8 protein-coding genes are annotated in these 13,076 nt (G+C 70.2%); 4 read left to right on the forward strand and 4 right to left on the reverse strand.

From position 1 onward, the window contains the following. Window positions 1-217: 217 nt before the first annotated feature. Window positions 218-4,297, reverse strand: a complete 4,080-nt coding sequence (eccCa, locus tag IEY17_RS07475; RefSeq protein WP_188986549.1) for a type VII secretion protein EccCa — start codon at window positions 4,295-4,297, stop codon at window positions 218-220. A 288-nt stretch (window positions 4,298-4,585) separates the two neighbouring features. On the opposite strand from eccCa, the gene eccD reads away from it, so the two are divergent. Further along, entirely contained in the window at window positions 4,586-6,019 is a 1,434-nt protein-coding gene (eccD, locus tag IEY17_RS07480) for a type VII secretion integral membrane protein EccD (protein ID WP_188986550.1), read from the forward strand. Window positions 6,020-6,030: 11 nt separating this feature from the next. After that, entirely contained in the window at window positions 6,031-7,422 is a 1,392-nt protein-coding gene (gene mycP, locus IEY17_RS07485; protein WP_188986551.1) for a type VII secretion-associated serine protease mycosin, read from the forward strand. A 49-nt stretch (window positions 7,423-7,471) separates the two neighbouring features. Here mycP and IEY17_RS07490 read toward each other — a convergent pair whose 3' ends face one another. The 3 genes from IEY17_RS07490 to eccB form a co-directional block, all read right to left on the reverse strand. Then, the gene (locus IEY17_RS07490) at window positions 7,472-8,815 is read right to left on the reverse strand and encodes a WXG100 family type VII secretion target (protein WP_188986552.1); all 1,344 of its coding nucleotides are present in this window, start codon (window positions 8,813-8,815) and stop codon (window positions 7,472-7,474) included. A 2-nt stretch (window positions 8,816-8,817) separates the two neighbouring features. Further along, complete coding sequence (locus IEY17_RS07495; protein ID WP_188986553.1) at window positions 8,818-9,132, reverse strand: PE domain-containing protein; 315 nt, start codon at window positions 9,130-9,132, stop codon at window positions 8,818-8,820. 117 nt (window positions 9,133-9,249) lie between these two features. Next, entirely contained in the window at window positions 9,250-10,830 is a 1,581-nt protein-coding gene (eccB, locus tag IEY17_RS07500) for a type VII secretion protein EccB (protein ID WP_188986554.1), read from the reverse strand. A 174-nt stretch (window positions 10,831-11,004) separates the two neighbouring features. On the opposite strand from eccB, the gene eccE reads away from it, so the two are divergent. Beyond that, entirely contained in the window at window positions 11,005-12,312 is a 1,308-nt protein-coding gene (eccE, locus tag IEY17_RS07505; RefSeq protein WP_229679921.1) for a type VII secretion protein EccE, read from the forward strand. Further along, window positions 12,309-13,040, forward strand: coding sequence for a hypothetical protein (locus tag IEY17_RS07510; protein WP_188986555.1), 732 nt, complete (start codon window positions 12,309-12,311; stop codon window positions 13,038-13,040). The genes eccE and IEY17_RS07510 overlap by 4 nt, the downstream gene beginning before the upstream one ends. The last annotated feature ends 36 nt before the right edge of the window (window positions 13,041-13,076 follow it).

Raw genomic sequence — 13,076 nt, forward strand, 5'->3', positions numbered from 1 at the left:
CACCCTAGTAGCCAAAGGTGCGAGCGCTCCAACAGTCTGCCCCTGATCGGTCGATTCGCGCGAGCACCTGATCGAAGTCGTTTCGCGCAGGTCCGTTCCGCGGCGCCAACCCCGAACGCCGGCGCGCTGCGACCGGTCGCGGCCCCGCACCGGTGCCCCGGACAAGGGAAGACCTCCCCCGCCGCGTGGTGGGGGAGGTCTTTTCGGGACCGTTGGATCAGCGCTTCTGCTGTTCCTTCCAGGGGAAGGCGACCTGGATGGTCTGCTGGCCGTCCTTGACACTGCGGGCGACCAGGATGCCGCGGCCCGGCGGCATCTTGCGCGACTTGATGTTGCCGACCAGCTGGCCGTCGTCCTTGTTCGCGCTCAACGCCAGGCCCGGAGCCACCGACTCCTTGAGCTTGCCGATGATCGGCTCGTACAGCGCGCTGCTCGCACCACCGGAGTTGCGCGCCAGGATGACGTGCAGACCCACGTCGCTGGCCTGCGGCACGAACTCCGCCAACGCCTGCATCGGGTTGGCGCCGCGCGGCGCCACGATGTCGTAGTCGTCGACGATGACGAACAGCTCCGGACCGGACCACCAGGACCGGCTTTCCAGCTGCTCCTGCGTGATGTCGGGACCGGGCAGCCGCTTCTTCAACGCCGCGCACACGTCGTTGATGTTGCTCTTGACCTGGTCGGCGTTCATCGAGTACTCGAGCGTGTGCGGGGTGTTGCGGAAGGCCAGCATGCTGCGCCGGTAGTCCACGAACAGGATCAGCGCTTCCTTCGGCGTGTACCGCTCCATGATCCCGCGCGTGATGGTGTGCAGCAGCGCGGACTTGCCGGACTGCGGCTCGCCGAAGGCGTACAGGTGCGGCTCGGCGTTGAAGTTGAGGTACACCGGCTGCAGGCCGTCCTCGTTGATGCCGATCGGCACCAGCTTCGGGTTCGGCTGCTGGTCGGGACGCGGCAGCTGCTCGATCGGCAGCACCTCCGGCAGCAGCCGCACCTGCGGCGCCGGGCGCCCCTTCCAGGAACTGCGCACCCGGTTGACCAGGTCCGCCGCGCCCTCGGAGACGTCCGCACTGTACAGCTGCCAGGCCGGGGTCGGAGGACGCCGCTCCTCGTCGGCCCGGACCAGCTCCTCGCCGACCCGGTCACCCATCCGGTCGCTGTCCACCCGGGGCAGGGCGATCAGGTAGTGCAGGTCGCCCTCCCAGTACAGGCCCCGGCCGGGGAAACCGATCGGCACCCGTTGGGCCGCCTTGCGGCCGATCTCCGACTCGCTCGGGTCACCGAGCCGCAGCTCCACCCGAACACCCAGCATGTCCTTCAACGCCGGGCGGATCTCCGCCCAGCGCGTCGCGGAGACGATCACGTGCACGCCGTAGGTCAGGCCCTGCGCGGCGATACCCAGCACGTCCTGCTCCAGCTGCTCGAAGTCCTCGCGGAAGGACCGCCAGCCGTCGATCATCAGGAACACGTCGCCGTACGGGTCCTCGATCTCGCCGCGGCGCCGGCGCGCCCGGAACTCGGCGATGTCGATGCCCTGCTGCTGGAACAACGCCTCCCGCTGCGCGATCAGCGTCTTGATCTCCGCGATCGTGCGCCGCACCATGTCCGGGTTCTGGCGGCTGCCGTACGCGCCGACGTGCGGCAGGTTGCGCACCTGCGCCATCGCACCACCACCGAGGTCCACGCAGTAGAACTGCGCCTCCTCCGGGGTGTTGGTCAGCGCCATCGACGCGATGATCGTCCGCATCACGTTCGACTTGCCCGACTGCGGACCACCGACCACCGCGCCGTGGCTGCTCAGCAGCTCCAGCACCAACGGCTCCTGCCGCTGGTGGTACGGCATGTCGATGAGACCGATCGGCGCGGTCAGCTTGCCCGAGTTGGCATACCCGGCCGCCGTGTAACCGCGGTCGTCGGTCGCCTGCAACGGCGGCAGCAGAGCGTCCAGAGTGGGCGGCACGTCCAGCGGTGGCAGCCAGATCTGCCGCGCCTGCGGGCCCTGACCGGTGACCTTCTGGATGACAATCTCGAAGTCGGTCGGCCCCTCGTCCTTCTCCTTCTTCTCCTCCGGCTCCTCCTCCGGCACCTCGGGTTCCGGCGGCTTCTCGATGTACTCCGGCACGAACAACTGCGGCATCTTGTCCGCGGTCACCACGGCCACGTTCTGGCTCGCGGGGCGGACACCGCTGGTCTGGTGCAGCCGACCGGACACGAACGCGGCGCGGAACCGCTCCATGCCGTTGGGGTGCTTGAGGAAACCGTGACCACCCGAGCTGGGCAGGTCCGCCGCGTCCGGCACGCCGATGACCGCGCGGGAGTCGGCCGCACTCGTGGTGCGCAGACCGATCCGGTAGGTCAGGTGGGTGTCCAGGCCGCGCAGCTTGCCCTCTTCGAGCTTCTGGGTGGCCAGCAGCAGGTGCATCTGCAACGAACGACCGAGTCGACCGACCATCACGAACAGCTCGGCGAACTCCGGCTTCTGCTCCAGCAGCTCGGTGAACTCGTCCAGCACGATGAACAGTGCCGGCATCGGCTCCTGGGCGTACGGGTCGCCGGCGTCGCGCTTCTTGCGGTAGTCCCAGACGTCCTTGGCCTTGGCCGTCGCCAGAATCTCCTGCCTCCGGGCCATCTCACCGCGGATGACGTCTTCCATACGGTCGATGAGGATGGCGGCGTTCTCCAGGTTGGAGATGTTCGCGGCCACGTGCGGCGCGCTCTCGAAGCCGTTGAACGTCGCGCCACCCTTGAAGTCGACCAGCACGAAGTTCAGCAGCTCCGCGGAGTGCGTGGCCATCATGCCGAGCACGATGGTGCGCAGGAACTCCGACTTACCGGAACCGGTCGAACCGATGCACAGGCCGTGTGGGCCCATGCCGCCCGCGGCACCTTCCTTGATGTCCAGCTGGACGATCTCGCCCTGCTCGCCGGGGCCGATCGCCACCTTGTACATGTCGTCGCGGGGACGCGGCCGCCACGCCTCGTTGAGGTCGAAGGTGATCACGTCACCGGCCAGCCCCAGCTGCTCGATGTAGTTCAGCGGCGTGGTCAGCGGCTCGTAACCACCGGAGTCGTCGACCGCGCTCGCGCCACCGGCGACCCGGTACGGCGCGAGCTGGCGGGCCAGCGCGGTGGCCTCCTCCATGCTCAGCGCGTCCGGCTTGCCGAACCACTCGACGCCCGCACCACCGCGGGCACCGATGCGGTCCTCCTCCACGACCATCCGCATGCCGCGCCGGGCGGTGAGCTGCCCCAGCAGGTCGGACAGGTCGATCATGGTGACACCGGCGAGCCCGTTCTCGACGATCAGCGCCTCCTCGCGGGAGATCTCGGCGTCGTCGAGCACGATCACGATGTGCGGCTGGCCCTCCGGCGGCGGCGTGTTGCGCTGGAAACGCGGCCGACCGGCCAGCTGCTCGGCGAGCATCTGCTCGATCGCGGCCAGCGACCCGTCCATCAACCGCATCTGGCCGATGCCGTCGGTCTCCGTCGGGTGCTGCGCGTGCGGCAGCCACTTCACCCATTCCCACGCCGTGCGCGCCGGGCCGCTGGCGGCCACCGCGATGAGCACGTCGTCCGGGGTGTGGAAGGTGGCCAGCTGGCAGATCATGGCGCGCGCCAGCGCGCGGGTCAGCTCGCGGTCACCCTGCAGACCGACCGCGGCGAAACCGCGCAGTGACGTGGCGATGGGCAGGTCCGGAACCAGCGAGTGCGCGCGCACGAAGCGGCGCAGCGCCAGCGTGGTGATCGGCTCCAGCTCGTCGACCGGACCGGTCTGCGGCGGCACCAGGCGGGTCTCCAGACGCTGCGCACCGCGACCGACCCGGACCTGGCAGAAGTCGTTGTCGTTGGGGCGCCGCTCCCACATCCGCCGACTGTGGACCATCGACCACAGGATCTGCGGATCCGGGTGCACCCACTCCCGGGCCAGCCGCTGCTCGTCGGCGGCCTCCCGCGCGCGATCCCGCATCTGACCGAGATACCGCAGGTAGTCCTTGCGGTCCTCGTTCATCTCGGCCTTCTTCTGGCTGCCCTCGCGGCCGCCGCCGGCCATCATGCCGAAGGTCGAGATGAGCATCATCATCGGCATCATCATCATCATCGGGTTGTCCCGCGCCCGCTGGAGCATGAAGACCATCATTCCCAGCGAGGCGACGATCATGACGCCCGGAAGGACCTTCTGGACGATGTTGCCCGGGATCGTCCGCGGAATCTCCGGCGGTGGTTCGAGGTGCACCTCCCCGCCCGGTGGCCTGGGAGCGGCCAGGCGTGGCGTTCGCTTGAACTGCAGCGTGCTCACCGGACGCAACAACCTTTCCGTGTCGAACGTGCGAATCTCGCAGCCAGCATTCTGTACCGCTGCACCGCCACCGGCGGCGGGGTGGGAGTCCCGACGTGACCAACCCGATGCGAACTGGTTGGAACGAGTTCCCCCAAACCTGTCACCCCCCGACGGCCGGTGTGGCCATACTAGGGGCGCTCTTCGACCGGGCGGGTGGGTTTCAGCAGAAAATCCGGGCTTGGTTGGATCGAGACCAGCGACAGACGAACGCAAGGCATATCGGACTTCAGGGAGTAGGGGGCCCAAGTGGCGACCGGGACCACGGTGTTCAGCCGCGTGACGGTGGTGGCGCCTACAACTCGCATCGACCTGGCGCTTCCCGCGGACGTGGCGGTGGCGGACCTGCTGCCGATGCTGCTGGAGATGGCGAAGCAAGTCTCCCCGGACGGCGGTTCGAGGCACGGCGGGTGGTGCCTGGCCAAGCTCGGTGAGAGCCAGCCCCTCGACCCGAGCCAGACCCTCGCCGCGCAGGGGATCGTCGACGGCGACATGCTCCAGCTGCGGCGCAGGTCGGACAACCCGCCGCCGCCGCTGTACGACGACGTCGTCGACGCGCTCGCGGAAGCCGAACCCGGCAGCTACCGCCCGTGGACCAAGGAGACCGCGCAGAAGGTCGGGCACATCGCGGGTGCGCTGGCGTTCATCGCCGCGGCCCTCGCCATGGGCCTGGCGGGCCCGGCGTGGCTGTTCCACCAGATGGACCAGACCTCGGCGATCGTGTTCCAGGTCGTGGCGGCGGTCACCGCGGGGGTCGTGGCCATCTTCGCCACCGGCGTCGGCTCGATCGTCGCCCGCGCCTACGCGGCGCCGACCACCGGCACCGTCATCGCCGCCGCGGGCGGCCTGCCGATGGCGTTCGTCGCGGGCTTCAACATCGTGCCCGGCCGGGCACTGGAACCGCGGCTGCTGCTGGCGTCCGCGCTGGTACTGATCTTCGCCTCGGTGTCGATCATGGTGATCGGCGCGGGCATCGTCACGTTCATCGCCGCCGCCACCGTCGGCGCGTTCGCCACCCTCTCCTTCGTTGTGGCGGTGCTGGTTCCGGGCGCGACCACCGCCGGGATCGCCGCGGGTGCGGCGGCTGTCGGCCTGGCGGGCATCTCGCTGCTGCCGCGGATCACCATCCAGCTGGCGAAGTTGCCGCTGCCGCACGTCCCGGGCAGCGCGGAGGACCTCAAGGAGGACACCGGTTTCCCGGACTACCGCATGATCGAGCGGCAAACCGGCCTGGCGCACCAGTACATGACCGGTCTGATCATCGGCTGCGGCCTGGTGGCCGCGCTGGGCGCGATCCTCGCGGCGCTCAATGGCATCTGGGGTGCGGTGTTCTCGATCGTGGTGTCGGCGGTGCTGCTGCTGCGCGGCCGCAACTACGCCAACGGCAGCCAGGCGATCGCCCTGTTGCTGAGCGGTCTGCTGTCCTCGCTGGGCATCACCGTCGGGCTGCTGGTGCAGGTGGCGACCACGCCGATCGCGGTGGCCTGGGTGTTCCCGCCGCTGCTGGTGCTCGGCATCCTGTCGCTGATCTTCGGCGTGGTGTTCCCGAACCGCCGGTTCTCCCCGGTGCAGCGCCGGACGGTGGACATCCTGGAGGCGGTCCTGATCGCCCTGGTGCTGCCGCTCGCGCTGGCCGCGATGGACCTCTACATGAAGATCCGCGACCTCAACATCAATTTCTGAGGGGCAGCGTGATGCGCTCTAGGCACCTCCGCTCCCGCGGCGTGCTGCGCGGTGTCGCGCTGTGCGCCGCGGTGGGCACCCTCACGCTCGGCGGTCCGACGGCCCCGGCGGTGGGCCAGACCATCGGCCCACCGCCGCTGGACGAGTCCCAGAAGGCCAGCAGCCGCGTGGACGCGATCAGCGGCGACTACGAGCAGAAGCAAGGCTGTATGCAGCGGAACACCGGCAACTCCCTGATCGAGGAGAAGCCGTGGAGCCAGCTGGTGCTCGGCTACGAACGCGCCCACGAGCAGGGCATCACCGGTGCGGGACAGACGGTCGCCGTCATCGACACCGGGGTGAACCAGCACCCGCGGCTGCAGCACCTGCGGGGCGGCGACAGTGCCCTTCCCGGCGGGGCCACCACCGATTGCGACGGGCACGGCACGCTCGTGGCGGGCATCATCGGGGCAGCCCCGGACGAGACCGGCCAAACCGGATACGTCGGGGTCGCGCCGGACGCCACGATCCTGTCGATCCGGCAGACCTCCCGGCTGTGGAGCAGCCGGGCGAACAGCTCGACGGTCGGCAACACGCACACGTTGGCGCAGGCCATCAACAGCGCGGTGGCCTCGGGCGCCACCGTCATTAACATCTCCCAGTCGTCCTGCCAGCCGATCGCGCAGGCGGCCAACCCCGCTGACTGGGGAAACCAGCAGCTGCACAACGCGGTCCGGGACGCCTACAACGCCGGTGTGGTGGTCGTCGCGGCGGCGGGCAATGCCGACCAGGTGTGCCAGAAGAACCCGGTTGGCAGCCCGACGACCGCGGTGCTGCCGGCCTGGTTCGACGACTACGTGCTCACCGTGGCATCGGTGAACCAGCAGGGTGCGCCCTCGGAGTTCACCGTGCCCGGCCCGTGGGTGGACGTGGCCGCACCGGGCGAGAACCTGATCGGCCTCGACCCGGGTGCCGGCGGCCGGGGTCTGGCCAGCCAGATCACCGAGGGCCAGAACGGCCAATTGGGACCGATTCAGGGCACCAGCTTCGCGGCTCCGTACGTGGCGGGCCTGGCGGCGCTGATCAAGCAGAAGTTCCCGCAGCTCAGTCCCAAACAAGTGATGGACCGGATCACCCAGACGGCGCTGCACCCGGGCGGCATCAACGGGCGCAACGACATCGTCGGCTACGGCATGATCGACCCGATGGCCGCGCTGGGCGACATCCTCCCGTCCGAGTACGGCAAGCAGGCACCGCCGCCGAAGCAGACCCGCCTGCAGGCGGACGTGATCCCGCAGAAGGACTTCCCGGCCCTGATCGTGGCCATGGGCGGCGCCGGAGCGGGCATCGCGGCGATCATCTTCACGGCGTTCCTGGTGAACGCGGTCCGCAACGTCCGAGCCAGAACGCGCGGCAACCGCTGACGAATCGCGACACGGCCCGGTGTCCACAACGGACACCGGGCCGTTCTCGTCAGTCCTGCTTGCGTGGCTTGGGCGGCGGAGCATCACCGACCGACGCCGTGCCCGTTTTCGGCTTCGGTGGCGGAGCATCGCCCACCGAGGCCGTGCCGGTCCTGAGCCTGCGCCGCGGGGCTTCCGAGGACGTGCTCGTCGTCAGCCTCCGCGTCGTCGCACCCGAAGCCGCAGCCGGTTTCGGGTGCAGGGCGTCGTCGATGGACCTGCGCGGGCCCGCCGGTTCCGGCGTCGACGGCAGGTTGAGGCGCCCCGTACCCGCCGGTTTGGTGGCGGCGGGCTTGTTACCGGCCTGCTTGCGCGGCGGGTCGCCGAGCACGGCCGGGGCCGCGTCCGGGGGCGTGCCGAACAACTCCTCCGGTCTGGACTTCAGCCGCGAGCTGTTCTTGCGCTCCTGCTCGCCGCCCTGCTGGCCCATGCCGCCCATCATGCCCATCGGCATCATGCCGCCGTACATACCACCGGCTCCCGCGCCCGCGGCCGCCGCACCGGCCGCCGCGGCACCACCCGCGGCCGCGGCCGGGGGCATCGTCGAGGGCTCCACAGCCCGCGTGGTCCCACCGGGGGACAGTTCCGGCTGCGGCGCTGTGCCACCGACCCCGGCGGCGCCCGCGCCACCCACGCCGGCAGCACCGCCACCACCACCCGCGGTACCACCGCCACCGCTCGCGGCACCGGCGCCTGCCGACGCGGCCTCCGCGGAAGCGGGTGGCGCGGGCGCAGGAGCCGGTGCGGGCGGCGTGAAGTCCCACGGCTTGTCGGGCATCCGGCGGTCGAACCGGGTGTCGCCGACGTCGCGCCCCGCCCCCAGGTCGTCACACAGCCGCGCAAAGGCCCGATAGGTGTCCGCAATGGACTCCGCGAGGTCCGCCGCCGGTTCCGCCAGGTCGAGGAGGTGCCGGCGCGCCCGGTTCGCGCCCTCGGCCGGGGCGAGCAGCGCCGCGGACACCGAATCAGCCGTGTCCGCCAGCAGATCCCCCAGGTCCTCCAGCTGCAGGCGGATCGCCTCCGCGGTCTCCTCCAGGGCGTCGCCCAGCACGCGCATGGTGTCCACCAGGTCGTTGCCCGCGAGACCCACCTGCTGCATGTGGTCGAGGAACGCGTCGGCGTCCGCGCCCTGCCACGCGGAATCGATACCGCCGAGCTTGCCCTGCACGTCGCCCGCGGCCTTCTCCACGCGCTCGGCACCGCGCCGCCACACCGCCGCGGCCTCGCGCAGCATGTCCTGGTGCCCCACCAGGTCCGCGAACACCTCGGGCACCACGTCGGAGACGTCGAGGGAGTCCGCGATGCGGGTCAGGTAGTCGAGGTGCTCGGCCACCTCGGAATCGCTGCGCGCCATGCTCACCCCTCCTGCTTCCGGGCCAGCTGGCTGGCGCTGTCGTCGTCGCCCCCGGCGTGGAACTCCACAACCTGCCTCAGCTCGTCACCGGCGCTGGTCAACGTCTCCCCGGCGCGGCGGTGCTGGTCCAGCAGCAGCGTGCAGAGCCGCTGGTAGGACTCGGCCGCACCCACCTGGCGGCCGACCTCCCCGAACGCCTCCGGCGTGAGCTGCGCGGCCAACAAGGGCTGCTGCGCAGCGGAAATCTCCTCACCGGCCAACCGCACCTCGCGCGCGTAGGCGGCCAACCACTCGGTATCGACCCGGATCCCCGACATCGAGCACCTCCCACTTCGGTCGCTCTCAAGACGATCCGCCCGCAGCGTCACGTCACCGTGCGCTGCGGGCGGATCGCTTGCTCCTCGGACGTTGGAGCCGGCCTGTTCGGTTCCCGGTCAGCGGCCGGCCTGGGCGACCTGCTGCTGTTGCTGCGGCTTCGGCGGCTGGCGGTTCACTCCGCCCGGCCCCACCGGCACCGAGTCGTAGGTGATGCTCGCATTCGCCGGGTCGAGGAAGTCGCCCTTGGGCAGCGTCCGCATCAGCCACGCCGGACCCGCCTTGATGTCCAGGGCACCGCCGATGACACCGAGGCCCTGCGCGGTGGCCACGTCCTTGATGCCGTACTGCACACCCTGGTCGGACACCAGGAAGATCGGCCCGCTGTCCGCACCGGCCTCGTTCGCGGCGCCGCGCACCACGGCCGCCTTGCCCGCCGGCATGTAGTAGTAGTCGACCTTCGGACCCGGGCCGTCGAACTGGGCCAGCTTCACCGGCGCCTTCGCGGCCGGTGAGCCCTTGTGCAGCGTCACCGTGATGTTCTGGTCACCCAGCACGTTCTTCCAGCTCAGGCACGAGGTGTCGGACTGCTGGAAGGACACCGGAGTGGGCACCGCCATCGGGAAGTTCGACAGGTCGAGCTTCTCCTCTGCTTCCGGCGCGTCGGTCACCGCACCGGTCGCGTTCGGGATGTCGCGGCTGTTGTTCTTGTCCGCGTGCAGCACGGCCGCGGCACCCTCGTTGATCTTCTGCTTTCCATCCTGCAGCAGCAGGAAGAACTCGTCGGGCTGGCCCGGCACGGTCCGCCGCACCACGTCACCGACCTGTCGGTTGGGCATGTAGGACAACCGGTCGCCCCGGCCATCGATGTCCGGCACCACCAGGTCCGGCACGGACGGGATCGCGTTGAGCATGTTGGTGCTGATCGTGCGCGGCGTCGCGCCCCGCAGCCCGAACATGTCCAGCACCGCGCCCTCGGACCGCCGCACCTTCGCCTTCACGGCGCGGGTGTGCGGGCGGCCCGGCAGGTTCTCCACCCGGTAGACGAGGTACTCGTCACCGGAGGTCTGGTCCCTGACGTACAGCGACTGGTTCGGCGCGAGCTCGGTGCCGTGGTTGCCGTCACCACCGATCACCGTGGTCTCCACCTTCGTCGCGGCCTCCACCCGGGCGGAGTTGAGGGAGTTCCGGACCAGGCCCACGTCGCAGATCGCCCACGACGGCTCCGCCGGGTTGTCGGCCTTCGGCAGGTAGGTGGGCGCGTTCACCAGACCCGTCAGCGAACCGCGCGGGAAGTCCGCGAGGGCCGCCTCCTTGACGATCGTCGGCTCCACCGATCCACCGCCCTGACCGCCGCCCTGCGCCATCACCAGCAGCTTCGCCGACGCGAGGTTGAGCATCGGGATGAGCCGCTTCTGCGCCTGCTGGTCGGAGGTGACGACGTAGACGGCGCCGCTTTCCTTGGCGATCACGATCGATCCCGGTTCGGGCACCGTTCCCCTGCCGCCGAACAGACCCCAGACCAGGAATCCGATCATGCCGACGGCCGCGAGCACCGCACCCGCGATGGTGGCCCGCTTGTGCGCACCCATCGGATCGTGGAGCATCACCGCGTCTTTGCGCACCAGCGCCGATTCCATCCGGCGCAACACGAAGCGATACGCCTGGACCTGTGACTTGGTTGTGGGTGTTGATGCCATTCTTCGCCTACAGCTCTCCCGTCCGAGGTACGGTTTCGCAGGATAGTCGCAGAGAGATACCGAATGGGTGCGGTTCGACCGAGTCCGTCAGTATTCTCGTCACGCGGCTGACCGAGGAACGCGTCCCAGCGCACCGCGCGCCGCACCTACCTGCGAGGGGGAGAGACCGAACGGATGTCCGTGACGACACAACATCCGGCCCAGCCGAAAACCCCCGGGCCCGCCAGCCCGCCGCCCCGCGCCCGAATCCGCGCGCGCCGGCGGCGCACCAACGGCGTGACGCTCGGCGGCATCCCGGCGGCCAACATCGTGCTCATCGAGGTCGGCCTCGCCATCGGCCTGATCCTCTTCCTGGTCAACCAGATGCTGCTGCCGGTCGGCGCGGGCGTGGCGGTGTTGACGCTCATCATCGCGCTGCTGCGCCGGCGCGGCCGCTGGTTCACCCAGTGGTTCGGGCTGGTGCTGGACTACCGCGGCCGCAACCACACCCGGGTGTCGCACCCGGTCAATGTGGACGCCACGGAACCGGCCGAGGACAAGGACGGCGACGGCATCATCGGGCCCGACGAGAACCACCGGGTGGCGCTGCTGCGGCTGGTCGTCGAGGATCTGGTGGTCGCCCGCACCCAGGACCACGACCGCAACCCGGTCGGCATGGCCTGGCACAACGGCAAGTGGACCGGGGTGCTGATGGCCGAACCCGCGCCGTCGCTGCTCAACCCGGTTGAGGACACGCCGAACCTGCCGCTGGGCGTGCTGGTTCCGTGCCTGGAGGACCGCGGCGTGGTGCTCGACGCGATCCAGGTGATCTGGCACTGCTACCCGGGCAGCGCGGCGCTGCCGTCGAACTCGCCCGCACTGAACTCCTACCTCGAGGTCCTCGGTCGGCTGCCCGCGGCGGCCCGCCGCACCACGTGGATCGCGGTGCGCCTCGACCCGCAGCGCTGCGCCAAGGCGATCGGCGAACGTGGCGGCGGTGTTCTCGGCGCGCACCGGGCGCTCATCGGCGCCATGTCCCGCGTGCGCAACGCCCTGGAGCAGCGCGGTGTCGTGACCCGGCCGCTGGACCCGGACGAGCTGCTGCAGGCCGGGATTTCGTCGGCGGAGCTGCACAGCGCGCTCGGTTCGCAACGCCCGGTGGGGCTGAAGGAGCGCTGGGACGGCGTCACCGCCGGCGGTGTCGGGCACTCCAGCTACGCCATCACCGGCTGGCCGAGCCAGATGAACGACAGCCTCAACGTGCTCACCGGCATCCGCGCGCTGTCCACGAGCATTGCGCTGTCCATCTCGCCGACGGGCGAGGAGGGCGAGGTCGGGCTGCGCGGCCTGGTGCGGGTCAGCGCCCGCACCCCCGCCGAACTCGACACGGCCGATGAGCGGCTCAAGGCGATCAGCAGCCGCATCGGGCTGACCCTCACCCCGCTGCGCGGTTCGCAACTGGCCGGTCTTGCGGCGACGCTGCCACTGGGAGGTGCGGCATGAGCCGAAGCAGGACGATCGACGTGCCCGGCGCCCATGGCCCGGCACCGGAATTCCTCGTCACCGCGGAAACCCTGGACGCCGTCAGCCCGTCCCCGGACCGCGGCGGTGTGATCATCGGCTCCGACCTGAACGGCCGGGCGCAGGCGGCGTCGATCCTGCGGCCGCATCCGACCCGCATGGTCACCGTCGGCGGCCTGTACCTGGCCCGGCAGCTGGCGCTGCGCGCCCTGGCCACCGGCGCCTTCGTGATCGTGGCCACCGGTCGCCCGGCGGCATGGAAGATGCTGGAGCGCGCGGCCGGGCAGACCCCGGACGGCAAGCCGGTCCCCCTGATGCAGATCCGTCGGCTCACCCAGTTCGACCTCCCGATGTCCACTGAGGACACCCCGCTGCTGATGGTGCACGACGGCGGCGCCGTGCCGCAGGAGCTGTTCCCGCCGCGGGCCCCGTGGCAGACCACCATGTACGTGCTACCCTACCTGCACCCGCAGGTCAGCAGCGGCACGGCGGCGAACACGGCGGACCTGGTCCTGCTACAGCGCCTCCCGCTGAACCAGGCCCAACTCGCCCAGCGCATCTGGAGCCTGCACGGCCACCAGGTCCAGCAGCTGACCCAGCTGGCGGACGACGGCGTGGTGGCCCTGGGCAACATGAGCTGGAAGACGATCCGCCTGGTGACCAAGCACAAGGAGATGGAAATCCTCGGCCCCATCCGCCGAGGAGACTGACCCTCCCCGCAGACATGCCGAAGCCCCGGCCCAACC

Source organism: Saccharopolyspora thermophila (assembly GCF_014646075.1).
GTDB classification, from domain to species: domain Bacteria; phylum Actinomycetota; class Actinomycetes; order Mycobacteriales; family Pseudonocardiaceae; genus Saccharopolyspora; species Saccharopolyspora thermophila.

What these genes read in the sequence shown, in the direction of transcription:
- mycP (WP_188986551.1), top strand. Translation starts at nt 6,031, where the DNA reads ATGCGCTCTAGGCACCTCCGCTCCCGCGGCGTGCTGCGCGGTGTCGCG.
- IEY17_RS07490 (WP_188986552.1), bottom strand. Translation starts at nt 8,815, where the DNA reads ATGGCGCGCAGCGATTCCGAGGTGGCCGAGCACCTCGACTACCTGACC.
- IEY17_RS07495 (WP_188986553.1), bottom strand. Translation starts at nt 9,132, where the DNA reads ATGTCGGGGATCCGGGTCGATACCGAGTGGTTGGCCGCCTACGCGCGC.
- eccB (WP_188986554.1), bottom strand. Translation starts at nt 10,830, where the DNA reads ATGGCATCAACACCCACAACCAAGTCACAGGTCCAGGCGTATCGCTTC.
- eccE (WP_229679921.1), top strand. Translation starts at nt 11,005, where the DNA reads ATGTCCGTGACGACACAACATCCGGCCCAGCCGAAAACCCCCGGGCCC.
- IEY17_RS07510 (WP_188986555.1), top strand. Translation starts at nt 12,309, where the DNA reads ATGAGCCGAAGCAGGACGATCGACGTGCCCGGCGCCCATGGCCCGGCA.